Source organism: Novosphingobium sp. BAM6 (assembly GCF_057784955.1).
Genome location: NZ_JBYNTR010000001.1, coordinates 15,097 through 39,427, shown reverse-complemented (window position 1 = coordinate 39,427; position 24,331 = coordinate 15,097). Strand labels below are relative to the sequence as shown.

General features: G+C 64.8%; 27 protein-coding genes and 2 tRNA genes. 15 read left to right on the top strand and 14 right to left on the bottom strand.

The window, feature by feature from the left end; translation table 11 throughout:
- Positions 1 to 49: 49 nt before the first annotated feature.
- Genes rfbA through AC3EC3_RS00195 form a run of 9 tightly spaced genes read left to right on the top strand, consistent with a single transcriptional unit; the run spans position 50 to position 8,012 of the window.
- A complete protein-coding gene (rfbA, locus tag AC3EC3_RS00235; protein ID WP_488487740.1) occupies positions 50 to 937 on the top strand; it encodes a glucose-1-phosphate thymidylyltransferase RfbA in 888 nt (295 codons plus the stop codon).
- Positions 934 to 1,479 carry a dTDP-4-dehydrorhamnose 3,5-epimerase gene (gene rfbC / locus AC3EC3_RS00230; protein WP_488487739.1) on the top strand — a complete coding sequence of 182 codons (546 nt, stop codon included), beginning with the start codon at positions 934 to 936 and terminating at the stop codon, positions 1,477 to 1,479. Before rfbA ends, rfbC begins: the two co-directional genes overlap by 4 nt.
- On the top strand, positions 1,476 to 2,333 hold the full coding sequence (rfbD, locus tag AC3EC3_RS00225; protein WP_488487738.1) for a dTDP-4-dehydrorhamnose reductase: 858 nt from the start codon (positions 1,476 to 1,478) through the stop codon (positions 2,331 to 2,333). Before rfbC ends, rfbD begins: the two co-directional genes overlap by 4 nt.
- On the top strand, positions 2,326 to 3,384 hold the full coding sequence (gene rfbB / locus AC3EC3_RS00220) for a dTDP-glucose 4,6-dehydratase (RefSeq protein ID WP_488487737.1): 1,059 nt from the start codon (positions 2,326 to 2,328) through the stop codon (positions 3,382 to 3,384). The genes rfbD and rfbB overlap by 8 nt, the downstream gene beginning before the upstream one ends.
- Positions 3,385 to 3,402: 18 nt before the next feature.
- The gene (locus AC3EC3_RS00215; protein ID WP_488487736.1) at positions 3,403 to 4,335 is read left to right on the top strand and encodes a glycosyltransferase; all 933 of its coding nucleotides are present in this window, start codon (positions 3,403 to 3,405) and stop codon (positions 4,333 to 4,335) included.
- A gap of 4 nt (positions 4,336 to 4,339) precedes the next feature.
- Entirely contained in the window at positions 4,340 to 5,329 is a 990-nt protein-coding gene (locus AC3EC3_RS00210) for a glycosyltransferase family 2 protein (RefSeq protein ID WP_488487735.1), read from the top strand.
- A gap of 4 nt (positions 5,330 to 5,333) precedes the next feature.
- Positions 5,334 to 6,149, top strand: a complete 816-nt coding sequence (locus AC3EC3_RS00205) for a glycosyltransferase (RefSeq protein ID WP_488487734.1) — start codon at positions 5,334 to 5,336, stop codon at positions 6,147 to 6,149.
- A 31-nt stretch (positions 6,150 to 6,180) separates the two neighbouring features.
- Positions 6,181 to 6,798: an acyltransferase gene (locus tag AC3EC3_RS00200; RefSeq protein ID WP_488487733.1), complete on the top strand. Its 618-nt coding sequence runs from the start codon at positions 6,181 to 6,183 to the stop codon at positions 6,796 to 6,798.
- 5 nt (positions 6,799 to 6,803) lie between these two features.
- Positions 6,804 to 8,012, top strand: coding sequence for a glycosyltransferase family 4 protein (locus tag AC3EC3_RS00195; protein WP_488487732.1), 1,209 nt, complete (start codon positions 6,804 to 6,806; stop codon positions 8,010 to 8,012).
- Positions 8,013 to 8,245: 233 nt separating this feature from the next.
- Here the strand turns inward: AC3EC3_RS00195 and AC3EC3_RS00190 are convergent, their stop codons facing one another.
- Positions 8,246 to 8,716: a peptidylprolyl isomerase gene (locus tag AC3EC3_RS00190; protein WP_488487731.1), complete on the bottom strand. Its 471-nt coding sequence runs from the start codon at positions 8,714 to 8,716 to the stop codon at positions 8,246 to 8,248.
- A gap of 199 nt (positions 8,717 to 8,915) precedes the next feature.
- Between AC3EC3_RS00190 and mgtE the strand changes: the two genes are divergently transcribed.
- A complete protein-coding gene (mgtE, locus tag AC3EC3_RS00185) occupies positions 8,916 to 10,346 on the top strand; it encodes a magnesium transporter (protein ID WP_488487730.1) in 1,431 nt (476 codons plus the stop codon).
- Between the two features lie 41 nt (positions 10,347 to 10,387).
- The gene (locus AC3EC3_RS00180) at positions 10,388 to 10,789 is read left to right on the top strand and encodes a DUF1489 family protein (protein WP_260926806.1); all 402 of its coding nucleotides are present in this window, start codon (positions 10,388 to 10,390) and stop codon (positions 10,787 to 10,789) included.
- 158 nt (positions 10,790 to 10,947) lie between these two features.
- Here the strand turns inward: AC3EC3_RS00180 and rpoN are convergent, their stop codons facing one another.
- Together rpoN and lptB are read right to left on the bottom strand one after the other, a co-directional pair.
- Entirely contained in the window at positions 10,948 to 12,516 is a 1,569-nt protein-coding gene (rpoN, locus tag AC3EC3_RS00175) for an RNA polymerase factor sigma-54 (protein WP_488487729.1), read from the bottom strand.
- 80 nt (positions 12,517 to 12,596) lie between these two features.
- Positions 12,597 to 13,403: an LPS export ABC transporter ATP-binding protein gene (gene lptB / locus AC3EC3_RS00170; protein ID WP_260926802.1), complete on the bottom strand. Its 807-nt coding sequence runs from the start codon at positions 13,401 to 13,403 to the stop codon at positions 12,597 to 12,599.
- A 169-nt stretch (positions 13,404 to 13,572) separates the two neighbouring features.
- Here lptB and AC3EC3_RS00165 point away from each other — a divergent pair, with 169 nt between their 5' ends.
- Positions 13,573 to 14,919 carry a TldD/PmbA family protein gene (locus tag AC3EC3_RS00165; protein WP_488487728.1) on the top strand — a complete coding sequence of 449 codons (1,347 nt, stop codon included), beginning with the start codon at positions 13,573 to 13,575 and terminating at the stop codon, positions 14,917 to 14,919.
- A 206-nt stretch (positions 14,920 to 15,125) separates the two neighbouring features.
- Here AC3EC3_RS00165 and AC3EC3_RS00160 read toward each other — a convergent pair whose 3' ends face one another.
- From AC3EC3_RS00160 to alr, 4 genes are all read right to left on the bottom strand, one after another.
- Positions 15,126 to 15,494, bottom strand: a complete 369-nt coding sequence (locus AC3EC3_RS00160; RefSeq protein ID WP_488487727.1) for a hypothetical protein — start codon at positions 15,492 to 15,494, stop codon at positions 15,126 to 15,128.
- A gap of 166 nt (positions 15,495 to 15,660) precedes the next feature.
- Positions 15,661 to 16,011, bottom strand: coding sequence for a RidA family protein (locus AC3EC3_RS00155; RefSeq protein WP_488487726.1), 351 nt, complete (start codon positions 16,009 to 16,011; stop codon positions 15,661 to 15,663).
- Between the two features lie 19 nt (positions 16,012 to 16,030).
- Positions 16,031 to 17,281: a D-amino acid dehydrogenase gene (locus AC3EC3_RS00150; RefSeq protein WP_488487725.1), complete on the bottom strand. Its 1,251-nt coding sequence runs from the start codon at positions 17,279 to 17,281 to the stop codon at positions 16,031 to 16,033.
- Positions 17,278 to 18,444: an alanine racemase gene (alr, locus tag AC3EC3_RS00145; RefSeq protein ID WP_488487724.1), complete on the bottom strand. Its 1,167-nt coding sequence runs from the start codon at positions 18,442 to 18,444 to the stop codon at positions 17,278 to 17,280. The genes AC3EC3_RS00150 and alr overlap by 4 nt, the downstream gene beginning before the upstream one ends.
- Positions 18,445 to 18,562: 118 nt before the next feature.
- On the opposite strand from alr, the gene AC3EC3_RS00140 reads away from it, so the two are divergent.
- Positions 18,563 to 19,030: an Lrp/AsnC family transcriptional regulator gene (locus AC3EC3_RS00140; protein ID WP_488487723.1), complete on the top strand. Its 468-nt coding sequence runs from the start codon at positions 18,563 to 18,565 to the stop codon at positions 19,028 to 19,030.
- Positions 19,031 to 19,049: 19 nt separating this feature from the next.
- On the opposite strand, the gene AC3EC3_RS00135 is transcribed toward AC3EC3_RS00140, so the two are convergent.
- Positions 19,050 to 19,124, bottom strand: a tRNA-Gly gene (locus AC3EC3_RS00135).
- Between the two features lie 92 nt (positions 19,125 to 19,216).
- A tRNA-Gly gene (locus AC3EC3_RS00130) sits at positions 19,217 to 19,291 on the bottom strand.
- A 236-nt stretch (positions 19,292 to 19,527) separates the two neighbouring features.
- Here AC3EC3_RS00130 and AC3EC3_RS00125 point away from each other — a divergent pair.
- Complete coding sequence (locus AC3EC3_RS00125; RefSeq protein ID WP_488489159.1) at positions 19,528 to 20,436, top strand: tetratricopeptide repeat protein; 909 nt, start codon at positions 19,528 to 19,530, stop codon at positions 20,434 to 20,436.
- Between the two features lie 20 nt (positions 20,437 to 20,456).
- Positions 20,457 to 21,065 (top strand): LON peptidase substrate-binding domain-containing protein, encoded by a 609-nt coding sequence (locus AC3EC3_RS00120; protein ID WP_488487722.1) that lies wholly within the window; start codon positions 20,457 to 20,459, stop codon positions 21,063 to 21,065.
- Between the two features lie 35 nt (positions 21,066 to 21,100).
- On the opposite strand, the gene AC3EC3_RS00115 is transcribed toward AC3EC3_RS00120, so the two are convergent.
- The 5 genes from AC3EC3_RS00115 to AC3EC3_RS00095 all read right to left on the bottom strand — a co-directional run bounded on the left by AC3EC3_RS00115 (position 21,101) and on the right by AC3EC3_RS00095 (position 24,226).
- A complete protein-coding gene (locus AC3EC3_RS00115; RefSeq protein WP_488487721.1) occupies positions 21,101 to 21,475 on the bottom strand; it encodes a hypothetical protein in 375 nt (124 codons plus the stop codon).
- A 105-nt stretch (positions 21,476 to 21,580) separates the two neighbouring features.
- Complete coding sequence (locus AC3EC3_RS00110) at positions 21,581 to 22,207, bottom strand: MarC family protein (RefSeq protein WP_488487720.1); 627 nt, start codon at positions 22,205 to 22,207, stop codon at positions 21,581 to 21,583.
- A 3-nt stretch (positions 22,208 to 22,210) separates the two neighbouring features.
- The gene (locus AC3EC3_RS00105) at positions 22,211 to 22,996 is read right to left on the bottom strand and encodes a hypothetical protein (RefSeq protein WP_488487719.1); all 786 of its coding nucleotides are present in this window, start codon (positions 22,994 to 22,996) and stop codon (positions 22,211 to 22,213) included.
- A 10-nt stretch (positions 22,997 to 23,006) separates the two neighbouring features.
- Positions 23,007 to 23,918 carry a bifunctional methylenetetrahydrofolate dehydrogenase/methenyltetrahydrofolate cyclohydrolase FolD gene (folD, locus tag AC3EC3_RS00100; RefSeq protein ID WP_488487718.1) on the bottom strand — a complete coding sequence of 304 codons (912 nt, stop codon included), beginning with the start codon at positions 23,916 to 23,918 and terminating at the stop codon, positions 23,007 to 23,009.
- 14 nt (positions 23,919 to 23,932) lie between these two features.
- The gene (locus AC3EC3_RS00095) at positions 23,933 to 24,226 is read right to left on the bottom strand and encodes a YggT family protein (protein ID WP_488487717.1); all 294 of its coding nucleotides are present in this window, start codon (positions 24,224 to 24,226) and stop codon (positions 23,933 to 23,935) included.
- Positions 24,227 to 24,331: the final 105 nt, after the last annotated feature.

Below are 24,331 nucleotides of genomic sequence, written 5' to 3'. Positions count from 1 at the left end.
GCTGTAGCCATCACACTCTTCTGCCCCGCCAATACTTTAGCGAGAACCTATGACCAATCGTAAGGGCATTATCCTGGCAGGTGGATCGGGCACACGCCTCTACCCACTCACCCGCGGCGCATCCAAGCAACTCATGCCGGTTTACGACAAGCCGATGATCTACTATCCGCTTGCGACACTGATGATGGCGGGTATCCGGGAAGTGCTGATCATCACCACCCCTCAGGATCAGGCCGCATTCGCCAACCTGCTTGGCGACGGTACGGCGTGGGGCATGTCGATCAGCTATGCCGTGCAGCCGTCACCGGACGGGCTGGCGCAGGCTTATCACATCGGCGCAGACTTTCTCGCGGGCTCGAAAAGTGCTCTCGTTCTGGGCGACAACATCTTCTACGGCCACGGCCTGCCGATCCTGCTAAAGAATGCGGACGCCCAGCAGCAGGGCGCCAGCGTATTCGCCTATCGCGTCAACAACCCGCAGGCCTATGGCGTGGTCTCCTTCGACAGTGAAGGACGGGCTGTCGAGCTGGTCGAAAAGCCGGAAAAGCCAAACTCCAACTACGCCGTCACCGGGCTGTATTTCTACGATGAAACGGCAGTCGATCGCGCCCGGGATCTTCAGCCTTCCCCGCGCGGCGAATACGAGATCACCGATCTCAACATGCGTTATCTGGAAGACGGTGCGCTGAACGTCGAGATAATGGGGCGCGGCTATGCCTGGCTCGATACCGGCACGCACAATTCTCTGCTCGACGCCGGAACCTACGTCCGCGTCACCGAAGAGCGACAAGGCCTGAAGGTCTGCTGCCCTGAAGAGATCGCCTGGCGACAGGGCTTTATCGACGATGCCTCGCTGGAATCGCTGGCCGCGCCGCTCCGCAAGTCAGGCTACGGGGAATACCTGGTACAGTTGCTGCAGAATGGCGAGCGTCCATGAACGTGATCGAGGGCAAGCTGCCCGGCACTCTGATCCTTGAACCCAGAGTGTTCGGCGACGACCGCGGCTTCTTCATGGAAACCTGGAGCGAGGCGAAGTTCCGCGAAATCGGGCTCGACCTCACGTTCGTACAGGACAACCACAGCTGTTCGCAGAAAGGGGTGCTGCGGGGCCTGCATTTCCAGAACCCGGCGCCGCAAGGTAAACTGGTGCGCGTGGCGACCGGTGCCGTCTATGACGTTGCCGTTGATCTACGCAAGTCGTCTCCCACGTTCGGTCAATGGATGGGCGTGGAGTTGAGTGCTGCGAACAAGCGCATGCTCTGGGTTCCAGAGGGCTTCGCGCACGGCTTCCTAACCCTGGAAGACAACACGAATTTCCTCTACAAATGCACCGCGCCCTACGCGCCGCAAAATGAGCACTGCCTGCTCTGGAACGACCCCGCCGTGGACATCGCATGGCCGCTGGACGGCATGACACCGCAACTGTCCGGCAAGGACTTGCTCGGCGTCACACTCGACGCGGTCGAGGCCTTTGCATGAAGGCCCTCATCACCGGCTGCAATGGACAGCTGGGCAAGGCACTGCTGGCATCGCTACCCGACGGCTGCGACGCCGTGGCGCTCGACCGCACATCGCTTGACCTGACGGATGCCGCCGCCGTCTACGAGCGCGTGTCCCGCGAGGCCCCCGACCTGCTGCTCAATGCCGCGGCCTATACGGCCGTGGACAAGGCGGAAAGCGACGAAGCCACGGCACGTGCGGTCAATGTCGATGCGGTCGCAGCAATGGCCCGCGCGATGAAAGCAGGGAACGGCCGACTGGTTCACGTTTCCACCGACTTCGTGTTCGACGGCAGTTCCGCGCGCGCCTATCGCTCCGAAGACGCACGCAACCCGCTGTCGGTCTACGGAAACACCAAGGCCGATGGCGAAGACGCCGCCGGAACGGACGCGCTGATCGTGCGGACCAGCTGGGTCTACTCCGCCGGCGGCGCGAACTTTGTGCGTACCATGCTACGCCTGATGCGCGAGCGCGACACGCTCGGCGTCGTCGCCGACCAGATCGGCACGCCGACATGGGCGCCGGGCCTGGCATCCGTACTATGGGGGCTTGCCGCGCGCGAGGCGCGAGGGGTGTACCACCACAGCGATGCAGGGGTGGCCAGCTGGTACGATTTCGCCGTGGCGATCCACGAGGAAGCCCTCGCCATCGGCTTGCTGGATCGACCGGTGACGATCAATCCGATTGCGACGGCACAATATCCCACCCCGGCAGTCCGCCCTGCCTTCTCGCTTCTGGACACATCGGCGACGCGTGCGCTTCTCGAAGCGCCTGCGGTCCACTGGCGCACTCATCTCAGAACCATGCTCAAGAAGGAACAGGGACTTGTCTAATCTGCTCGTAACGGGAGGTGCCGGCTTCATTGGCGGCAACTTCGTACACTACTGGAGCGCGAAGCACCCTGAAAGCCAGGTCATCGTTCTGGACAGCCTGACCTATGCCGGCAACGAATCGACGATCGCCGGCGTCCCTCGCGCGCAGTTGGTGGTCGGAGATATCCTCGATACGCAACTCGTGAAAACGCTGCTGCGCGAGCATGAAATTTCGACACTGGTTCATTTCGCTGCGGAAAGCCATGTAGACCGCTCGATCTCCGGGCCGGACGCCTTCATCGAAACCAACATTCTTGGCACCAACAGCCTGCTGAAGGCTGCGCGCGAAGTCTGGCTTTCGGGCAGCGGCGTTCCGCACCGCTTCCACCACATCTCGACCGACGAGGTGTTCGGCTCGCTCGGGCCGCAAGACCCTGCGTTCTCGGAAACGACGCCCTATGCGCCGAATTCACCCTACTCGGCCTCCAAGGCCTCTTCGGACCATCTGGCGCGCGCCTACCACCACACGTACGGGCTGGAGGTGACGACCACCAACTGTTCGAACAACTACGGGCCATATCAGTACCCGGAAAAGCTCATCCCGCTGTTCCTGCTCAACGCGCTTTCGGGCAAGCCGCTGCCGATCTACGGCGATGGCATGAACGTGCGTGACTGGCTGCACGTCGAGGATCACTGCCGCGGTATCGAGGCGTGCCTGAACAACGGCATTTCCGGTGAAACGTACAACATCGGCGGCGGCGAAGAGCTGCCCAACCTTGCCGTGATCGACGAGATCTGCGCCCAGGTAGACAAGGCCTTTGCGGCGGATCCCTCGCTGGCGGAGCGTTTTCCCGATGCCCCCGCCGCCAAGGGGCGTCCCACCAGCGATCTCAAGACCTTCGTCGAAGATCGCAAGGGCCACGACCGGCGTTATGCCATCGACGAGACCAAGGCCAAGGCCGAACTCGGCTATGTGCCCATCCACGATTTCGAAGGCGGCCTGTCCAGCACGCTCAAGTGGTATCTTGAACGCGAAGACTGGTGGAAACCGCTCCAGCAGGCCAAGGCCTGAGAACCGAAAGCCCGCGCTGTGCCGACCATCGACATCCTCCTCGCCACATATCAGAACGCGCGCTATCTGCCTGCGTTGATGGATTCGCTCGCCGCCCAGACGCGGCGCGACTTCCGCCTGCTGGTGAGCGACGATTGTTCAAACGACGGCTCGGCCGATCTTGTCGAAAGCTATGCAGGTCGGTTTGACCGGTTCGAGCTGATCCGGCGTGCATCCCCCAGCGGATCGGCAAAGGCTAATTTCAGCTTCCTCCTCGAACGGGCGGATGCCGATTATGTCCTGTTCGCCGATGCGGACGATGTCTGGGACCATGACAAGGTCGAACGCACGCTGGCTATGCTCGAAAGCGGCGATGCGCAGTTCGGATCGGGAACTCCGCACTACGTTTTTTCCGACGTCCGGCTGATCGATGGCAATGGCGTCCCCAAAGGGGCCAGCTACTGGGCCTACAAGAAGATGCATCCCGGCGCTGGAGACTCTCCTGCGCGCGCCCTCGTCTGCCCACCGATGCTCGGCTGCGCATCGGGTATCAACCGGGCCCTGCATCGGCTGGCCATGCCCGTTCCCGTGGACGAAGTGACCGGGCATGACTGGTATCTGCTGCTCCTTGCCGCCTTTTCCGGAAAGGTTTCCGTGCTGGACGATACGACAATGTCCTATCGCCTCCATGGCGCAAATTCATCGGATCAGAAGCCGGTCAGCATGATGAAGTACGCCGGATCTTCCGGAAAGCTGGATCGTGTGCGTGCAGGCATGACCTGGCGCAGACGACAGGCCGCTGCAGTCCTTGCCCAGCTGGATGGCACTATCGATGCACAAAACCGCGCATTGATCGAAGCGTTCGTCGCGCTGCCGAACCGTGGCGCGCTGGCGCGGCGCTGGACGCTGCTGGCAAACCGCATCCTCTACCCTGACCTGCCCCGCAACCTTGCCATGTTCGCGGGAGCCTGAGAGCGTGCCTGAAGTGATCGATGGTAATCCCGCAACCACTGCAAAGCCGACCGTAAGCCTGCTGATCGTGGCCTACAACGCCGGCAGCATTCTCGACGAATGCCTGACAGCGGCCTTGCGCGAAGCCACTGCAGTGGGCGGCGAAGTCCTGTTCATCGACAATGGCAACGATGGCACCGAGCATCGTGTCGCCCAGGAATATCCCGATGTTCGCATCGTACCGAGCGAAGGCAACATCGGCTTCGGTCCGGGCAACAACCGCCTGGCCTCCCAGGCCCGTGCCGACCTGTTGCTGCTGGTGAATCCCGATGCCATTCTTGACGAGGGCGCAGTGGCCGTACTCCTCGAAGAGGAACGCCGGCACCCGGAGGCTGCCGTGTTCGGGGGCATGGTCAAGAACCCGCAAGGGCACCCCGAAATCCACAATTACATTCGCCTTCCCGCCTTCAGCCATCTGCTCCTCGCTACGGCAGGCGTGGAAGGCAGGCTCCAGCAGCGCGATCGCCCGCTGGACCGGACCAGCGCGGTAGACGCCGTCACCGGCGCGTTCTTCATGATCCGTGCCGAAGCCTATCGGGCGATGGCCGGGTTTGACGAAAGTTTCTTCCTCTACAGCGAGGAAATCGACCTGTTCCACCGTCTGGGCCGCGCCGGCTACACCATCCTTTTCGCGCCTCGGGCAGCAGCGATCCACAGGACCGGCACGACGGGTGAAATGTCGCGTGGGCGCACGGTCTACCGCGCAATCGGTCAGATGCATTACATGCGCAAGCACTGGGGACCGCTGGGCGCTGCAGCGGGCGGCGCGCTGGTTTGGATTGCCGCCGTCGAGCGGGTGATCGCAGGAAAGCTCGTACGCAATCGCAACTCGCGCTTTGCCCGCATGGGGCATGTAAACTGGCCGCTCGTGCGCTCTCCAGGGCTATGGTGGCACGGGTATGCCAGAGGAGCCGAGCACGCACGGCAGGCCATCGCCCGCCTTCAGGGGAACTGAGACGATGCGCCATATCATTCTGACCCGCTTCAACATCGCCAGCCCCGGCCGGGAAAGCGCTATCCGCAATTCGCCGGGCTGGCTGGCACGCCGCTTCGAACTCTTCGAGCGCTACTGCCTGCCCAGCGTTGCCGATCAGACGGACCGGCAGTTCGACTGGCTGATCTATTTCGATGAGAATACGCCGCAGGAATTCCGCGACCGCATCGCCCGCGCGCAGGAGATCATGGCCTTTTCCCCACGCTTCGTCGGCGTCTCCCGCGAGGGCATCGCGGCAAGAGATGTCAGCGCCATGGTTGGTACGAAAGAGGATATCGTCCTGACCACCCGCCTCGATAACGACGACGGTATTGCACGCGATTTCGTGAGGCGGATCCAGGCCGCCGCGCACGAACATGCCCCCGGCACCGTGCTCAACTTTCCGCATGGTGTCGCCATGCGCGACGGTCGCCTGTTCACGGCCACCGACCGCAGCAATCCCTTTACCAGCTTGGTTGAAAACGGCGCCGCGCCGATCAAGACCATCTGGTCCGCCCAGCATCATGAGCTGGCAACCAAATGGAACCTCACGCAAGTGGAAAGCCCTCCGATGTGGCTGCAGGTCGTCCACGGCGAGAATGTGACCAATCGCATCAAGGGAAGGCGCCTCCCCGCCACCACCATTCTCAATGACTTCACGTTGCGTGCTGACGTGAAGGCGCGTTCCGTGAATACCGCGCAGCTCATGCTCGATCGGCTCGTACTCGGCCCCATGCGCGACATTCGCGAACAGGTGTTCCTGATGGGCAAACCAGTCTTCAAGAAGCTGTTGCGCCGCTGATGCTTACCGCAACAACAGGCCGGACTTCGGTATGACCCCCTCTTCCGGCCCCGACCTCACACCCAAGCAAAAGCTGTCGCGCGGCCAGCGCTTCCTGCGACTGCTGGCCTCGACGCTCGATCCCCGTGCCTGGGCGCATCTGTTCAAGATCGTCAATTACTACAATTACTCGCACGTTCAGCCGCTGCGAAGCGTGCGCCGCGGCGAAGGTTGCGCGATCAGCCCGGATGCCGTCTTTTCGCATGCCGAGCGCGTCATTCTGGGCGAACGCGTCGCCATCGGTTCGCGCTGTCACATCTGGGCCGGAAACACCCGCGCACGCATCGTGCTGGGCGATGACGTACTGCTTGGCCCCGAAGTCATGATCACCGCTTCCAGCTACCGCTTTCATGACGGCAGCCCGGTCGCCCGGCAGGCGATGGACGAGGCCGACATCATCATCGGCCGCGACGTCTGGCTCGGCACCCGCGCCATCGTGCTACCCGGCGTCACCATCGGCGATGGCGCCGTGATCGGTGCCGGCACTCTGGTGAACCGCGACATCCCACCCATGGCCATCGCCGTGGGCACCCCTGCCCGGATCGTCGGCGAACGCAGAGGCGCTGCCGTGCCTCCCGTCGCCGCGTCCCCCCATGCCGTCGAGGATTGACATCCATGCCCCGTCAGACACTCCGCAAGGTTCTGATCATCGTCGAGAACCTGCCTGTTCCATTCGACCGCCGCGTATGGATGGAAGCCCGCACGCTGCGCGACGCCGGCTATCAGGTGTCGATCATCTGCCCGACCGGCAAGGGCTACGATGCCACCCACGAGGTTATCGAGGACATCCATATCTATCGGCACACCCTGCCGACGGAAGGCAACGGCCTCATGGGATATATTGCGGAGTATGGCTCGGCACTGTTCGCGGAGTTGAGGCTCGCACTGCGCATCGCCTTCACACGCGGATTCCACGTGATCCACGCCTGCAATCCGCCAGACCTCATCTTTCTGGTCGCGGCGCTGTTCCGCCCGTTCGGCAAGCGCTTCCTGTTCGACCACCACGACCTGTGCCCGGAACTGTTCGAAACCAAATTCGGCACGCGCGGATTGCAGTACAAGGCGATGGTCTGGGCCGAACGCCTGACCTTTGCACTGGCCAAGGTCTCGATCGCCACGAATGAAAGCTACAAGGCCATCGCCGTACGACGCGGACACATGAAGCCCGAGAATGTCTTCGTAGTTCGCTCGGGGCCAGAGCTTTCCAAGATCAAACCAGGCCCCGCCAGGCCGGAACTCAAGCAAGGCAAGCGTCACCTCGTAGGCTATGTCGGCGTGATCGGCCGCCAGGAAGGGCTCGACCTTCTGGTCGATTCCGCCGCTTGGCTGCGCGCGCAGGGCCGGGAAGACATTCACTACGGCATCGTCGGTGGCGGACCGGAACTGGAGTTCATCAAGACTTACGCACGCGAAAAAGGTGTGGCGGACCTCTTCACCTTCACCGGACGAGCGCCCGACGATGTGCTGATGGACATGCTCAACACCGCCGATATTTGCGTCAACCCCGATCGCGTCGATCCGATGAACGACCTCAGCACCATGAACAAGATCATGGAATATATGGCGCTGGGTAAACCCATCGTGCAGTTCGACGTCAAGGAAGGCCGCTTTTCGGCACAGGATGCATCGCTTTACGCGCTCGCCAACGACCCGATCGACTTCGCACGCAAGATCGTCGAAGTTCTCGACGATCCGGAAAAGGCCGCAGCGATGGGGCACTTTGGATATGAACGGGTTCACCAGCACCTAGGCTGGGACAAGGAACGCCCGAAGCTGCTGGCAGCGTACGATGCGCTTTTCGGCGCCCCTTATGCGGCCACCTGACAGACCGTTGGAGAATGCGCCTGACGGCGCTTTGCGACACCGCCCCTCTCCCGTCCCGAAGGGCCGCGAGGAATCATCGAGAGCTTAGGATGGCAACCGCGTGGCAGACGCCAAATTCGCCCATGCCGGCTAATAAAACATGCCGGCTCACAAAAAAGGCGGCCCCAATCGGGACCGCCTTTTCCTGTATCATGTCGCAGGAACCATCAGCCTTCGCTGACGCCTGACACTTGTCAGCCTTCGCTGACGACTGCCTTGACGATCTTGCCCGGCTCGCGCGGCGGCTCGCCCTTGGGCAGCGCGTCAACCTGGTCCATGCCTTCGACGACCTGACCCCAGACGGTGTACTGCTTGTCGAGGAAGCGGGCATCATCGAAGCAGATGAAGAACTGACTGTTGGCCGAGTGCGGATAGCTGGTGCGCGCCATCGAGCACACGCCGCGCACGTGGGGCTCGTCGTTGAACTCGGCCTGCAGGTCGGGCTTGTCCGAACCGCCCATGCCGGTGCCGTTGGGGCAGCCGCCCTGGGCCATGAAGCCGGGGATCACGCGGTGGAACTTGATGCCGTCGTAGAAACCTTCGCCCACCAGCTCCTTGATGCGCGCGACGTGGCCGGGCGCGAGGTCGGGACGGAGCTTGATCTTGACGTCGCCGCCCTCGCCGTTTCCGGTGTCGAGCGTGAAGGTCAGGTATTCGTCTGCCATTCGGGTATCTCCATTGCGGGCCGGACCATGGAAGGCGCGACCCCAGCATCGAGGCTTCTTTGAAAACTGGAACGTCGATATAAGGTGCGCAGCGCCAATGTCACGCCCATCGGGGCAGACCACGCCTCTATTAAGCCAAATTGGTGACGGATAAGCGCTGGCGGTTGCAATTGCGAACGACCGCCCTAGACCGGCTTTCATGAGCGAAACCGACCTCGATCCCGACCTGACCGAAGACGTGGCGCCCGCGCCCGAGACGGCGGCCGAGAGCGAGAGTCTGGACAAGGACAACCGCCTCAAGCCCGAGTTCGTGCGGGCGGTGAAGGAGGCTCTGGCCGAGGACGATTTCGGCCGCGTCTACGATCTCGTCGAACCGCTACACCCCGCCGACATCGCCGACCTGTTCGAGCTGGTCGACGAGAGCGAGCGTGCGCCGCTGGGCCGCGCGATCAGCGACCTCATGGGCGCCGAGGTCATCGCCGAGCTGAACGACTGGGTGCGCGAAACCATCGTCGAGGCGCTACCCGCCGATGTCGTCGCCGAGATCGCCGGTGAACTCGATACCGACGATGCCGTCGCCATGCTGGAGGATCTCGACGAGGAGGACCAGCAGGCCGTCCTTGCCGAGATGGAGCCGGAAGACCGCGCCGCGATCGAATCTGCGCTGTCCTATCCGGAGGAATCCGCAGGGCGCCTGATGAGCCGCGATTTCGTGGCCGTCCACGAAACGATGACCGTCGGCGGGCTGATCGATTTCCTGCGCGACCATCGCGAACTGCCGACCGAGTTCTGGGAAGTTTTCATCGTCGATCCGATGCATCGTCCCGTCGGCACCTGCTCGCTCTCGTGGATTTTGCGCACTCCGCGCAACATTCCACTCTACGATGTCATGGCCCGCGACCAGACGCTGATCCCGGTCGGCATGGATCAGGAGGAAGTCGCGCTGCGCTTCCAGAAGTACGCGCTGATCTCCGCCGCCGTGGTGGACGAGGCGGGTCGCCTGATCGGTCAGGTCACAGTCGACGATATCGTTCACATCATTCAGGAAGAAGCGGGCGAGGACGCCCTGCTGCTGTCCGGCGCCGGCGATGGCGACATCAACGAGCCGATCCTGCTGACCGTACGCGCCCGCCTGACGTGGCTGATCGTCAATCTGGCCACAGCGATGCTCGCCTCATCGGTGGTCGGAGGGTTTCAGGGTGCGATCGCGCATTTCGCGCTGCTGGCAGTGCTCATGCCGATCGTATCAGGCATGGGTGGCAACGCGGGGACGCAAACGCTGGCCGTGGCAGTGCGCGCTATCGCCACCAACCAGCTGACCGATTCCAACACCGTGCGCATGATCCTGCGCGAGTTTCGCATCGCCACCGCCAACGGCACCACGCTGGGCCTGCTGATCGGCACGGGCACCTGGCTGATCTTCGGTAATCCACTGCTCGGCGCGGTGATCGGCGCGGCGATGGTGATCAACAATCTGGTCGCCGGTTTGTCGGGCATTCTTGTCCCCGTCCTGCTCGACCGTTTCCGCGTCGATCCGGCGGTATCCTCGGCAGTTTTCGTAACCACCGCGACCGACTGCATGGGCTTTTTCTCGTTCCTCGGGCTGGCGGTGTTGACGGGACTTGCTTGATCGGGCTGGCCTGATCGGGCTGGCCTCCCTATCTGAAGGTCATGCCGCTCAACATGACCAAGATCGCTTTCTCCGCCACCAGCCCTGCGGACCTTCGCGAATGGCTGGAGGCTCATGCCCCGCTGGGCGAGGCGTTGATGACCACGCGCTATCTGCCCAAGCGACATGAGGAGATGATCGGCGGCTCGCTCTACTGGATCTTCGAGCATGCCCTGATCGGTCGCTCACCGATCCGCCGCTTTACCCAGCGCGAGGACGGCCGCTGGCACATCCACCTCTCGCCCGAACTGATCGCCGTGCAGACCAAGCCCAAGCGCGCGCATCAGGGCTGGCGCTACCTGTCCGAGGAAGACGCCCCCGCAGACCTCGGCGCGGGCGAAGTGGCAGGCGATGCGATGCCTGCAAGGATGGTCAGCGAACTGGCGAAGCTGGGGCTGGTGTAAGAGTCCGTTTGAAAATTCGCGGAATGCGAATTTTGCGGCACCGGCCCACGCCCCCACCCTGCCACCCGCAGGATACTATCGTTGGGTGGCAGGGTGGGGGCGCGGGCCGGTGCCGCCTTGAAATGCCCATTAGGGCATTTCCAAACATTCCCTAAGCCCTACTTCCCCGCGATCGCCTTCTGGCGCCGCCGCTGGACCGAACTGCCAAGGCCGATCGCCTCGCGATATTTCGCCACCGTGCGCCGGGCGAGCTGGAAGCCCTTGTCCTTGAGCAGATCGACGAGCGTATCGTCCGAGAGGATCGCCTTGGGGTCCTCCGCATCGATCAGCTGGCGGATCGCCGCCTTCACCGCCTCCGCCGAAGCGCCGCCCTCGCCATCCGACGAAGCCCCCACGCCCGAGGTGAAGAAATACTTCAGCTCGAACGTGCCGCGCGGGCATTGCAGGTACTTGTTCGAGGTGACGCGGCTGACGGTTGATTCGTGCATGCCGATGGCTTCCGCCACTGCCCGCAGGGTCAGCGGCTTGAGATCCGCCACGCCGCGCTGGAAGAAGCCCTGCTGCTGCTTCACCAGTTCGCTCGCCACTTTCAGGATCGTGCGTTGGCGCTGATCGAGCGCCTTGATCAGCCAGTTGGCATCGGCCAGCTTTTCCGAAAGCCACGCGCGCGAGGCCTTGTCGCCGCACGTACCGCGCAGCTCCACGTAATAACCCCGGTTGACGATCAGGCGCGGCAGCGTCGCCGGGTTGATCGCCACGGTCCAGCCGGAAGACGGCTCCGGCGACGATTCCGCTTCAGCTCCTGCTTTCACCGCCGGAGCCGGCGTCACCAGCACATCGGGCGTCACCGGCAGGCTGGGCTCACCGCCGAAGCGCAGGCCGGGCTTGGGATCGTAGCCGCGCAGTTCGGCCAGCATGTCCGCGAAATCCTCGTCGTCCACGCCGCACATGCGCTTGAGGCGGGGGATTTCACCGCGCGCCAGCAGATCGAGATTGTCGATCAGCCGCGCCATCGCCGGATCGTAGCGATCCGCCTCGCGCGCCTGCAGGGCAATGCATTCGCTGAGCGAACGTGCGCCCACCCCGGTCGGATCAAGCGTCTGCACCAGGGCCAGCGCCGCTTCCACTTCCCGTTCGTCCAGCGCAATATCCGCCGCCAGTTCCGAGACGCGCGCGGGCAGATAGCCCGCCTCATCGAGCTGGCCGATCAGGTAATGCATGATCGCCGCCATGCGCATATCCAGCGCCACCGTGCCGACTTGCGCAGTGAGGTGTTCGGTCAGCGTCTCTTCGGCGCCGGGGCGCTCGTCGATGCCGGGGCCCTCCTCGCCCGAAAGGCCGCCTCCCCCCGCGCCCCACAGCGCATCGCCGCCACTGAACGGAGATTCCGCCGCGCCGTCGCCGGTGTCGCGATCGGTATCGAGCGCACGCGCGTCGATATCGAGCGGGCGGTCATCCCCGCCGCGCCCCTCGCCGATCAGTTGGTCGACGCCGGAGGTCTCCAGCGCGGTACGCCGCGCCTCGTCCGGCATGCTTTCGATAGATTCGACAGGTGGCGCCGCTTCCGCCGCCCCGGTATCGAGCAGCGGATTACCATCGAGCGATTCGCCGACGAACGCCTCGATTTCGAGGTTGGACAGCGCCAGCAGCTTAATCGCCTGCTGGAGCTGTGGCGTCATCACCAGCGACTGGCTCTGCCGCAGGTCGAGGCGTGCCCCGAGAGCCACGGATCAGTGTACCGCGGGGGGCAGGCCCTTCGGCACGTGGCGCCCCCACGCCTGCGCCGGATGGAAAGCCCCCGAATGAATCACAGCGTGAAGCTCTCGCCGAGATAGAGCCTGCGCACCGCCTCGTCCGCCACCAGCGCCTGCGGGCTGCCCGCGAACAGCACCTGCCCGCCATAGATGATGCAGGCACGGTCGACGATATCCAGCGTCTCGCGCACGTTATGGTCGGTGATCAGCACACCGATGCCGCGATTCTTCAGATCGCGAACGAGTTCGCGAATGTCCGAGATCGACAGCGGATCGATGCCTGCGAACGGCTCGTCGAGCAGCATGATCGACGGCTTGGCGGCCAGTGCGCGGGCGATTTCGGCGCGGCGGCGCTCACCGCCGGACAGTGCCATCGCCGGGCTGGCGCGCAGGCGGGTGAGGCCGAATTCGTCGAGCAGGCGCTCCAGCTCGGCTTCGCGCACGCTGCGATCCGGCTCGTTCAGTTCGAGCACGGCGGCGATGTTCTGTTCTACCGTCAGTCCGCGGAAGATCGAGGTTTCCTGCGGCAGATAGCCCAGCCCCAGCACCGCGCGGCGGTACATCGGCAGGCGCGTCACATCGACGCCGTCCATCAGGATACGGCCCGAATCCGGGCGCACCAGACCCATGATCGAATAGAAACAGGTGGTCTTGCCCGCACCGTTGGGGCCGAGCAGGCCGAGCACCTCGCCCTTCGCCACGGAGAGCGAAATATCGGACAGCACGGTCCGCTTGTCATAGCTCTTGGCGATGGAAATGACCTCAAGCCCGCCCTTTTCGGCGACCAGAGCAGCAGCGGCCTGCTGTTCGGCGGCCTGTTCGGCTGCGGGCTGGGCGTGCAGATCGTTATCGGCGTCCATCCGCGCGAGTTACCGCAGCACGGGGGGCTGCCGCAAGCGGGCATTTTCGTACCTCGATGGAAACTGGCAGGTTTCGTGCATGGTGAGGATTGAAAGCACCACCCCGTTTGCGCTGGACGCACCGGGCGGCTAGGGCCGTCCTCAAGCGATTGAGGACACAGGACACGCCATGCTGAGCACCCAGGACGCCCGCGAGCGGGCCGCAGACCTTGTCGAGCGCGCGCGCCGCGCCGGCGCCGATGCCGCCGATGCAGTCTACAGCGCCAGCGCGTCGGAAGGCATCTCGGTACGGCTGGGCAAGCTGGAAGACGTGGAGCGCTCCGAAGGCGAGCACATCGGCCTGCGCGTGTTCGTGGGCAAGCGCTCGGCCAGCATCGGCTCGTCCGATCTTTCGGTCGCCGCGCTCGACGAACTGGCCGCGCGCGCACTCGACATGGCCCGCGCCGCGCCCGAAGACGCCTATGCCGGGCTCGCCCCGCGCGATCGCCTAAGCCACGGCGACTGGCCCGAGCTGGACCTGATCGACACGCAGGAGCCCTCGCCCGAGCAGCTTCGCGCCATGGCCGAAGAGGCCGAGGACGCGGCGCGCGCGGTGGCGGGCGTCACCAATTCGGACGGCGCCTCGGCCTCTTCGGGCGGCGGCGTGTTCGCGCTGGCGACCAGCCACGGCTTTGCGGGCGCCTATGCCTCGACCAGCCGGGGCGTCAGCGCCTCTGTCGTTGCGGGCGAAGGCAATGCGAAGCAGCGCGACGGCGACTGGCGCCAGGTACACCACCTGGCCGACTTGCCGTCCCCTGCCGAAATCGGCACGCGCGGAGGCGAGCGGGCCGTCGCCCGCCTCAACTCGGCAAAGCTGCGCAGCGGCGCGATGCCGGTGGTGTTCGACCCGCGCGTCGGCGGCACGCTGCTCGCCCCGCTGATCGGCGCCATTTCGGGTAGCGCGATCACCCGGCGCGCCAGCTTCCTGCTGGAACGTCTGGAAGACCAGCTGTTCGCGCCGGGCCTGACGATCCTCGACGATCCGCATGTCGTGCGCGGCCTGCGCTCGCGCCCGTTCGATGGCGAGGGTCTGCCCACGGCGGGCGGCGAGATCGTCAGCGATGGCCGCCTCACCGGCTGGCTGCTCGACAGTGCTGCCGCCCGCCAGCTTGGCCTTGAGCCCACCGGGCATGCCGCGCGTGGCGGCGCCGGTGCCCCCGGCGTCTCGACCGGCAATGTCCATATGGCCCCCGGCGCACTCTCGCCCGCCGAGCTGATCGCGGATATCGCCGATGGCGTCTATGTCACCGAGTTGATCGGACAGGGCGTGAACGCCGTGACGGGCGACTACAGCCGCGGCGCCTCGGGCTTCCGCATCGTGGGCGGCGAGATCGCCGGTCCCGTCGCCGAGTTCACCGTCGCGGGCAATCTGGTGGCAATGTACGGCGCGCTCACCGCCGCGAACGACCTCGAATGGTTCCGCGCCGTCAACGTACCGACTCTGCGCGTGGACGGGATGACCGTCGCGGGGGATTGAGGGGAGCGGCACCGCCTTCATTCTGGCCTTCGCCATTCCCCCGCAGGCAGGAATCCAGTCAGCGCAACGCGTCGAGACCGGGACCAGTGGCAAGATTGCGCCGATGCGAGAATATAGGCGGAAGGCGCAAAGGCATCCTGCACCGCGAGGGTGCCACTGGATTCCCGCCTTCGCGGGAATGACGAAGAAGGGTGGAAAACAGTCATTCACTCCACATGGAATGCATCGATGATTTGCTGTTCTGATATTCCCTGCTGACGCGCCCAGAGCGTAAGGTATCCAGCAAGATGCCAATCTACCTCTTCATCTGGTCTCGCGAGGCAATTTGAGAGGCGCAACCCACTCTGCTGATCGATGGGCAAAGTTCTCATCATCACCCACATTTCGTTTTGAAGCGCCAAACCCTTGGTATTTTGTTCACCACGGTCGAAGGTCTCCAACGCCCTCTGCTGAACGACCTCCGCCAAACGCATATGCCGATGAAGGGCGCGAACCACTTCATGAGTGCGCGGTCGTAGCGTGCCCTCGTCGATCTCCTCGACAACCGTATCTGCGTTGGCCATGTCCGTCGTCATAATTGGAGAATAGGCCAAAGCGGACCGTCCGCAAGGGAACGCTTACCGCATAGCCCACAAACGCAAAGCCAGCCCCATACCTCAGCCCACCGCCGGGAGACGTACCGGGGGTGCAGGGGGCGATGGCCCCCTGCTCTGACCCTACCTTTTCACCCTCAACCGAAGATCACGCCACGGCAGCGGTGACGATCACTTCCACGAGATAGCCCGGATCGGCGAGCTTGGATTCGCCGGTGGCGCGGGTCGGGCGGGGGACATCGCCGACCCAGGCATCCCAGACGGTGTTCATTGCCTCGAAGTCGGCCATGTCGGCCAGCCAGATCTGCGCGGCGAGCATGTGGGCCTTGCTGCTGCCCGCCTTGGCAAGCAGCATTTCGATCTCGACGAGCGCGGTGCGGGTCTGGTCGGCGACCGAATCGCCTACCTCGCCGACCTGCCCGGAGAGGTAGACGGTGCCGTTATGGACGACGGCCTCGCTCATGCGGCTGCCTTCGTCGATGCGGGTGATCGTGGTCATGCGTTCAGTCCTTGTAAAATCAGTAGCGGTCGATCGAGAGATCGGCGGTTTCGATGGCGGCGCGGCGGCCGCTGATGATGTCGGCAATGACGTGGCCCGAGCCGCAGGCCATCGTCCAGCCCAGCGTGCCGTGGCCGCAGTTGAGGAAGAGGTTATCGATCTTCGTGGCGCCGATCACCGGCACGCTGTCGGGCGTCATCGGGCGCAGGCCGCACCAGAACGTGGCTTGCGAGAAGTCACCCGCGCTGGGGAACAGCGATCCGGCAGACATCTCCAGCGTTTCGCGGCGGGCGGGCGGCAGCGTGCGCTCGTAGCCCGAAAGCTCGGCCATGCCGCCGATGCGGATGCGGTTCCCCAGCCGGGTGATCGCCACCTTGTAACTTTCGTCGAGCAGGGTGGAAACCGGCGCGCGCGCCTCGTCGGTGATCGGCACGGTGAGCGAATAGCCCTTCACCGGATAGATCGGCAGCTTGAGACCCAGCGGCCTGACCAGCATCGGCGAGAAGCTGCCCATGGCGACGAGGTAACTGTCGGCGCGCAGCACGCCCGCACTCGTCTCCACCCCGGCGATGCGTCCGCCCTCTTCGATCAATTGTATGATCGTGGTGCCGTTGAGAAACTCGACGCCGAGCGCGGCGCAGCGCTCGGCCAGCGCATTGGTGAACTTGAAGCAGTCGCCGGTCTCGTCGTGCGGCAGGCGCAGGCCACCGGCGATGGGGGCCTGCGAGGCGGCAAGCCCCGGCTCGGCGGCGATGCAGCCCGCGCGGTCGAGCACCTCAAAGGGCACACCATCGGCGCGCAGCACGTCCACATCCTTGGCGATGCCGTCCATCTGCTTCGCCTCGCGCAGCAATTGCAGCGTGCCCTGACTGCGCTCGTCATAGGCAATGCCGGTCTCGCCGCGCAGCTCCACCAGACGGTCGCGGCTGAACTCGGCCACGCGCACCATGCGGCGCTTGTTGATCGCATAGTCGCGCGCGTTGCAGTTGCGCAGCATCGCGACGATCCAGCGCACCATCGCCATGTCCGGCTGGGGACGCAGCACCAGCGGCGCGTGACGCATGGTCAGCCACTTCATCGCCTTCATCGGGATGCCCGGTGCAGCCCACGGCGTGGAATACCCCGGCGAAATCTCGCCCGCATTGGCAAAGCTGGTTTCGAGTGCCGGGCCTTCCTGCCGGTCGATCACCGTCACCTCGTGCCCCGCCTGCGCGAGATACCAGGCGGAGGTGACGCCGATCACGCCGCTGCCAAGGATGATGACCTTCATGCTGCATCGCTCCCTGTAACGGCTTGGGCGATAGCTTCGGCATGCGCCTGCACCGGAAGCACTTCGCGGTGGTAGCGGGGGCCGAGCTGGGTGAGGATTTCGTAGGAGATGGTGCCGGCATCGCTCGCAACCTGATCGAGGCTTTGGTGCGGCCCGATCAGTTCGACCGGCGCGCCGGGATAGACATGCGCTTCGGGCACGTCGGTCACGTCCACGGTCATGCTGTCCATCGAGACGCGGCCCAGAATCGGCGCGCGATGGCCGCCGAGATAGACCGCCCCGACGCTGGAAAGATGGCGCGGCCAGCCATCGGCATAGCCCACGGGGATCGTCGCCACGGTGGTTTCGCGCGTGGTCACATGGGTCAGGCCATAGCCGACGCCGGTGCCCACGGGCACCTTGCGGGTCTGCACCAGCCGCGCCTCCAGCGAGACGACCGCACGCATCGGGTTCTCGCCCTCGTAAGGCGCGCCGCCGTAGAGCGCGATGCCGGGGCGGACGAGATCGAAGTGCCCGCGCGGCAGGAAGCTGCCTGCGCTGTTGTCGAGCGCGCGGGGCACGCCGGGAAACGCTTCGGCCATGGTGCCAAAGCGCGTGGCCTGCGCGACGTTCGCCTCGGCCTCAGGGCTGTCGGCGCAGGCAAGGTGGCTCATGACCAGCAGCAGGTCGATGCTATCCAGGCGCTCCGGCTCTGCGGTCAGGATCGCCAGTTCCTCGGGCGAGAGGCCAAGACGCGACATGCCGCTGTCCACCTGCACGGCGGCGGGAAGCACTTCTGCACGCGCCTTCGCGCAGGCGGACCAGCGGGCGATCTGGTCGAGCGAGTTGAGCACCGGGATCGCCCCCAGCGCTGCGCAAGCCCCTTCCGCGCCGGGCAGCAGGCCGTTGAGCACGAAGACGCGGGCTGCGGCGGGCAGCGCGGCGAGCACCGGCACCGCCTCTCCCGGCATGGCGACGAAGAAATCGCGGCAGCCCTCGGCATAGAGCCTCGTACCGACCAGTTCCGCACCCAGACCATAGCCGCGTGCCTTGATGACGGCGGCAGCGCGGGCCGGCGCGGCACGATCGCGGATCAGGCGATAGTTCGCGGCCAGTGCATCGAGGTCGATACGCAGCGTAGCGCCTGCAAATTCGGGCGGAATATCGGACGGGGTAGAAGCCAAGGGAAAAACTCCTTCGCCGCCACTCTATCGAATATCGACTTGAATGTTATGCCTGTTTGTCGAAGATCGTTGCACAGATCACGATTTTTCGCACGATCTTCGCAAGTCTGGAGAACGAATGCCCGCACCACTCGATTCCACCGACCGCGCGATCCTGCGGCTGCTGCGGCTCAACGCCCGGCGCCCCAATTCGGAGATCGCCGCCGAAGTCGGCCTCTCGCCCTCCGCCTGTCACCGCCGCATCCGCCTGCTGGAGGACAGCGGCGTGATCGCGGGCTATACCGCGCTGACCGGCATCGGCGATGAGGTGAACGGTGTCGACGTGCTGGTGCAGGTCACGCTGGAGCGCCAGAGCGAGGATTTCCTGTCACGCTTCGAGGCTGCCGTGCGCCAGTGCCCGGAAATCAAGGAATGCTTCCTGATGGCGGGCGATGTCGATTACTGGCTGCGCGTACGCACCGAAAGCGCCGCCGCCTACGAGGCGATCCACGGCGAAGTGCTATCCCGCCTGCCGGGCGTCACCCGCATCAGTTCGAGCTTCGCGATGCGCAACGCGCTGCTGCCCCGGCGATCGAGGAAGCGCTGAGACTGATCTGTAGGAAGACTGGAGCGGGCGAAGGGATTCGAACCCTCGACCCCAACCTTGGCAAGGTTGTGCTCTACCCCTGAGCTACGCCCGCTCTGGCGCTGGTGCAGCCCGATAAGGCTGCACAGGTAAACCCGGAACGCGAACCATGCAGCTTCGCGAAACGCCTGATTTCTCTAGGAAAACTGGAGCGGGCGAAGGGATTCGAACCCTCGACCCCAACCTTGGCAAGGTTGTGCTCTACCCCTGAGCTACGCCCGCTCTGGCGTTTGAAAGAACCGGCCAAATGGCCTGTCCCCTCGGGTGAGGCGGGCCACTAACAGGGGGCGTCTGACTCGGCAAGCGAAAAAGTTCAAAAACTTCAGCAGCGATGGCAAAGCCTCGGCAAAAGGCTGGACGCTACGGGGTTTGCCCCTTCACAAATCGCCTCCGAAGGGCGATCTAGGCCGCCACCTGCAAAACACATTTGCGACGAATGGAGATTACGCGTGGCCAGCATGGGTCTGAACATCGAGGAACAGAAGGCCGTCGAGCGATTCCGCAAGGACGTGGCCGAACCGTCGATGACCAAGCTGGTCATCCTCGATTTCTGGGCGGAATGGTGCGGGCCGTGCAAGGCCTTGACCCCCACGCTGGAAAAGATCGCCGCCGAATATGCCGAAAAGGGCGTGATCCTTGCCAAGGTGAACGTGGACGAGGAGCAGTTCATCGCCTCGCAGTTCCAGGTCCGCTCGATCCCGACGGTCTATGCGATGTTCCAGGGCCAGCCGGTGGCCGACCTGACCAATGCGCGCAGCGAGACGCAGCTGCGTCAGGTGCTCGACCAGCTGCTCTCGCAGCTGCCGGTCCAGCCCGGCGCACTGGGCGAGGAACCCGCGCCCGATCTGGCCCCGCTGCTCGCGATGGGCGAAGAAACGCTGGCCGCAGGCGATGCGGAGCGCGCCGCCGCCATGTTCATGCAGATCCTTGAGGTCGCGCCCGATAATGCCGAGGCCGCCGCCGGCTTCATCCGGGCACTCGTCGCTGCCGGGCGGATCGACGAGGCCCGCCAGCTGCTCGAAGGACTGACGCCCGAGATGCTGGCCGACGCCCATATCGAACGCGCCCGCGCCGCTCTGGAACTGGCCGCCGACAAGCCCGAGGACAGCGAACTCGCCGCCCTGCGCGCCGCCGCTGCCGAGCGGCCCGCCGACATGGACGCGCAGCTCGCCTTCGCCAACGCCGCCTTTGCCGCAGGGGAGCGCGACACCGCCGCCGATACGCTGCTGGCGATGGTGCAGGCCGACCGCGCCTGGAGCGAAGGCGCCGCGCGCGCCAAGCTGCTCCAGATCTTCGAGGTGGTCGGGCTGGAAGACCCGTGGGTCGCGGCTACCCGCCGTCGCCTCTCGACGATCCTGTTCGGCTGAGCGGGCGGAGCAGGCGCGCCGTGACGCGGATCTCGATCTTCCCGCTGACCGGCGCGATGCTCTATCCCGAGCTGCAACTGCCGCTGCACATCTTCGAGCCGCGCTATCGCGCGATGGTGACGGACGCCCTCGCCCGTGACCGGCGGATCGGCATGATCCAGCCTCAGGCGAATGCCGAGGGCGCCCCGCTCTATGCGGTGGGGTGCCTTGGCCGGATCGCGGAGGTGGAAGCGCTGGAGGACGGACGCTTCAACATCATCCTCGAAGGCGAACGGCGCTTCCGGATCCTGCGCGAACTCGACGTCACCACGCCGTTCCGGCAGATCGAGGCGGAGCTGATCGCCGATCCCGAACTGGAAGCCCTCTCCCCCATCGAGCGCGCCAGCTTCGAGCGGGAGGCGCGCCGCTTCGCCGACCGGCAGGGCTATTCGGTAGACTGGGACAAAGTGGTCCGCCTCGACGATACCTCGCTGATCAATGGCGTCGCGCAGATCGCTCCGTTCGACAGCGCCGCCAAGCAGGCCCTGCTGGAAGTCGATACGCTGGCCCAACGCTGCGAGTTGCTGGTGCAGCTGATGCAGTTCTTCGGCCGCCGCAATGGCGACGAGGACGGGGTGACGCTTCAGTAACGCCCAGCCAGCAGTCCGGGACTAACAAATCCGCTTCAACGCTTCGCGTTGCGCGATTTCGCTGCGCCCGCCAGACCTTCCAGCGCCCGCTCGCGGAAGTCCAGCTCCTTCAATTCGCTGGGCGAATAACCGTCCGCACCGAAGCGATCCGCCAGCATGTCTATATCGCGTGCCTGCCTGCGCAGGGCTTTCGATTCGTGATGGCTGAGATGGCCGGAATTGCGGGCTTCGTCGATCACCGCGCGGGTGCGCAGACGATCCTCTCCATAACCGACAGCCTCGGACTGAGTCTGCGCATGGTTCGTGCGATCCACCGTCGAGCCGTCCGGCAAAGGCCCAACGATCTGCGCCTGCACAGGAAGCGCAATCAGCGTGGAACAGGTGAACAACAGCACAGCAGGCAGGCGCATCGGGCATATCCTTTGCAAACCGCCGGATGCCCGAAACGACATCGGCCGGGACGAAAATTCCGCCCCGGCCGATGAATGCCAGATGAATGCACCCCCGCGGGCAGATCAGCTTACCAGCGCGGCCTTGATCCCGTCGATCACGAACTGCGCGGCAAGCGCAGCCAGCAGCACACCGAGCAGACGCGTGATGACCGCCTCGACCTTGTCACCCAGAATACGCATCAGCGGCCCTGCGGCAGCGAGGCCGGCAAAACTGATCAGCAACACAAGCGCCATGGCACCGAGCACCATCGCGGTTTCCTCGGCGCCATGGGCGCGCTGGGTCAGCAGCATGATCGTCGCGATCGAACCGGGACCTGCCAGCATCGGCATCGCCATCGGGAAAACCGAGACGTCCTCAACCTCGGGATGCTCGGTCAGCAGCTTCTCGGCGCGCTCCTCGCGACGCTGGGTGCGCTTTTCGAACACCATTTCCAGCGCGATGATGAACAGCATGATGCCGCCTGCCATGCGGAAGGCATTAAGGTCGATATGCAGGAAGCCGAGCAGTTTCTCGCCAAACAGCGCGAAAACGATCAGAATCCCCGCAGCAATGAGACAGGCGCGCGCCGCCATCGAAATCGCCTGCGCGCGCGATGCTCCGGCGGAGAGCCCCGCATAGATCGGCGCGCAGCCCGGCGGATCGATCACCACAAACAGCGTCGCGAAGGCGGACATGAACAAATCGAGCATCGCTCAGCGGGCCTCCCTACCCGCGCGCAAGTATCCGCGCGGGGGTCTCAGCGCCGCGACAGAGGCGGCGGACAGGTTGAAATCGATCACCGGGACCATCGCCCCGGCCTTGCGCAGCGACACTTCGAGCGTGCCGCCGCCATCTGCCGCTGCATAGGCCCATGCGAGCGTTCCGTCACGCGACATGCCGCCACTGCCCACAGTAGAGGCCCGGCTTTCCAGCGAAACGCTGGGCACAGGGGGCGCATCGGGCGCCCGGCGAATGCATTCGGCAACGCTGGCACTGAGCGTTTCCAGCCCATCATCGGGCTTGACGGTCGCCGCCCGCGTCTCCGGTTCCGCAGGCCCCTCGGCGAATGCGACCCAGCGGTAGTCACCGGGCTTGCGCTGCTGCCAGACCTTTACGAAAGTCCCGCTGCCCGAGGCATCGTGCCACGTTCCGCGCGTTACACCCAGCGTGCCGTCGCAGCTCATCCAGACAGACTTTGCATCCCAGCGTTGCGGGGCGAGCCCATTCCCGTGGCGCGAGAGCCAGTCTTTCGCAGGCACTGGATCGGGTGCCAGCACGACCGCTTCGTCCGCCGCCGTATCGCGCAGCGCCTTGCCGAGGCCTTTATCTGCGGCCCGGCGTTCGAGCGCGATCTCGGTGGCGATCAGCTCGCTGGGGTTGGCCGTACCCGGCCCGACGCCAAGCCGCATCCGCTTGCGGGCCTCCGCCACTCCCGGCACCAGCAGCGCCGAGAGCACGAGCGCGCCCACCGCAAGGGCGAGAGGCCTCGACCGGATCACGGCCGCGCCGTCACAGGCTGGCGTCGTCGAAGGCGATCCCGGCGTTGCGATGGGCAGCAACAATGGCGTTGCGCAGCAGCACGGCAATGGTCATCGGCCCGACACCACCCGGCACCGGGGTGATCGCACCGGCGACCGCGCTGGCCGAGGCGAAATCGACATCGCCGACCAGACGCGCCTTCTCGCCCTCGGCGCCCTCGACGCGGTTGATGCCCACGTCGATCACGGTCGCGCCGGGCTTGATCCACTCGCCCCGGACCATCTCGGGACGGCCTACGGCGGCCACGACGATATCGGCGCGGCGCACGACATCGGGCAGGTCTTTGGTCCGGCTATGCGCCAGCGTAACGGTGCAGCTCTCGGCAGTGAGTAGCTGCGCCATCGGCTTGCCGACGATGTTCGAGCGACCGATCACCACCGCATCGAGGCCGGAGAGCGAACCGAGCTTGTCCTTCAGCAGCATCAGGCAGCCGAGCGGCGTGCAGGGCACGAAGCCCGGCAGCCCGGTGCCAAGGCGGCCGACATTGATGACGTGGAAGCCATCGACATCCTTGTCCGGGTCGATCGCCGCGATCACCGTCTGCTCGTTCATGTGCGCGGGCAGCGGCAGCTGGACGAGGATGCCGTCCACCGCCGGATCGGCGTTGAGCGCCTGAACCACGCCCAGCAGTTCGGCCTCGCTGGCGTCGGCAGGCAGCTTGTGCTCGAAGCTGTGCATCCCGCAGGCGACAGTCATCTTTCCCTTGGAGCGGACATAGACCTGGCTGGCCGGGTCTTCCCCCACCAGCACCACCGCAAGGCCCGCCTTGCGCCCGGCCTTCGCCTCGAAATCGGCGGCAGCGACGGCCACCTTCTCGCGCAGCCCTTGCGCAAAGGCCTTGCCGTCGATGATGGCGGCAGCGGCGGTCGCAGTATCGGTCATGTCGGGATCAGCTCTCAGATATAGGTGCGGGCAAGGTTGCCGAGGATGATGTTGAGCACGTTCAGGCCGATGATCAGCACCATCGGCGAAAAGTCGATCCCGCCGGTATTGGGCAGGATTCTCCGGATCGGCGCCAGCAGCGGTTCGAGCAACGCATTGAGTGCACGCCACACCGAGGCGACGAACTGGTTGTGGGTGTTGACCACGTTGAATGCGATCAGCAGGCCCAGCACGAACTGGACAATCACGATCCACACGATGATCGTGATGAGATAGTTCACGATCTGGTAGAGGGTGAAGAAGATCAAGGCGTGCTCCTGGACTGCCGGATGGATATCCGCGCTCAATAGCGGGCAGCCCGGCCTTCCGGCAAGAGTGCGCGGGGAACAATCTGGTCCGCGACCGGCATACCG

What these genes read in the sequence shown, in the direction of transcription:
- rfbA (WP_488487740.1), top strand. Translation starts at nt 50, where the DNA reads ATGACCAATCGTAAGGGCATTATCCTGGCAGGTGGATCGGGCACACGC.
- rfbC (WP_488487739.1), top strand. Translation starts at nt 934, where the DNA reads ATGAACGTGATCGAGGGCAAGCTGCCCGGCACTCTGATCCTTGAACCC.
- rfbD (WP_488487738.1), top strand. Translation starts at nt 1,476, where the DNA reads ATGAAGGCCCTCATCACCGGCTGCAATGGACAGCTGGGCAAGGCACTG.
- AC3EC3_RS00205 (WP_488487734.1), top strand. Translation starts at nt 5,334, where the DNA reads ATGCGCCATATCATTCTGACCCGCTTCAACATCGCCAGCCCCGGCCGG.
- AC3EC3_RS00200 (WP_488487733.1), top strand. Translation starts at nt 6,181, where the DNA reads ATGACCCCCTCTTCCGGCCCCGACCTCACACCCAAGCAAAAGCTGTCG.
- AC3EC3_RS00195 (WP_488487732.1), top strand. Translation starts at nt 6,804, where the DNA reads ATGCCCCGTCAGACACTCCGCAAGGTTCTGATCATCGTCGAGAACCTG.
- AC3EC3_RS00190 (WP_488487731.1), bottom strand. Translation starts at nt 8,716, where the DNA reads ATGGCAGACGAATACCTGACCTTCACGCTCGACACCGGAAACGGCGAG.
- mgtE (WP_488487730.1), top strand. Translation starts at nt 8,916, where the DNA reads ATGAGCGAAACCGACCTCGATCCCGACCTGACCGAAGACGTGGCGCCC.
- AC3EC3_RS00180 (WP_260926806.1), top strand. Translation starts at nt 10,388, where the DNA reads ATGCCGCTCAACATGACCAAGATCGCTTTCTCCGCCACCAGCCCTGCG.
- lptB (WP_260926802.1), bottom strand. Translation starts at nt 13,403, where the DNA reads ATGGACGCCGATAACGATCTGCACGCCCAGCCCGCAGCCGAACAGGCC.
- AC3EC3_RS00165 (WP_488487728.1), top strand. Translation starts at nt 13,573, where the DNA reads ATGCTGAGCACCCAGGACGCCCGCGAGCGGGCCGCAGACCTTGTCGAG.
- AC3EC3_RS00160 (WP_488487727.1), bottom strand. Translation starts at nt 15,494, where the DNA reads ATGACGACGGACATGGCCAACGCAGATACGGTTGTCGAGGAGATCGAC.
- AC3EC3_RS00155 (WP_488487726.1), bottom strand. Translation starts at nt 16,011, where the DNA reads ATGACCACGATCACCCGCATCGACGAAGGCAGCCGCATGAGCGAGGCC.
- AC3EC3_RS00150 (WP_488487725.1), bottom strand. Translation starts at nt 17,281, where the DNA reads ATGAAGGTCATCATCCTTGGCAGCGGCGTGATCGGCGTCACCTCCGCC.
- AC3EC3_RS00140 (WP_488487723.1), top strand. Translation starts at nt 18,563, where the DNA reads ATGCCCGCACCACTCGATTCCACCGACCGCGCGATCCTGCGGCTGCTG.
- AC3EC3_RS00125 (WP_488489159.1), top strand. Translation starts at nt 19,528, where the DNA reads ATGGGTCTGAACATCGAGGAACAGAAGGCCGTCGAGCGATTCCGCAAG.
- AC3EC3_RS00115 (WP_488487721.1), bottom strand. Translation starts at nt 21,475, where the DNA reads ATGCGCCTGCCTGCTGTGCTGTTGTTCACCTGTTCCACGCTGATTGCG.
- AC3EC3_RS00110 (WP_488487720.1), bottom strand. Translation starts at nt 22,207, where the DNA reads ATGCTCGATTTGTTCATGTCCGCCTTCGCGACGCTGTTTGTGGTGATC.
- folD (WP_488487718.1), bottom strand. Translation starts at nt 23,918, where the DNA reads ATGACCGATACTGCGACCGCCGCTGCCGCCATCATCGACGGCAAGGCC.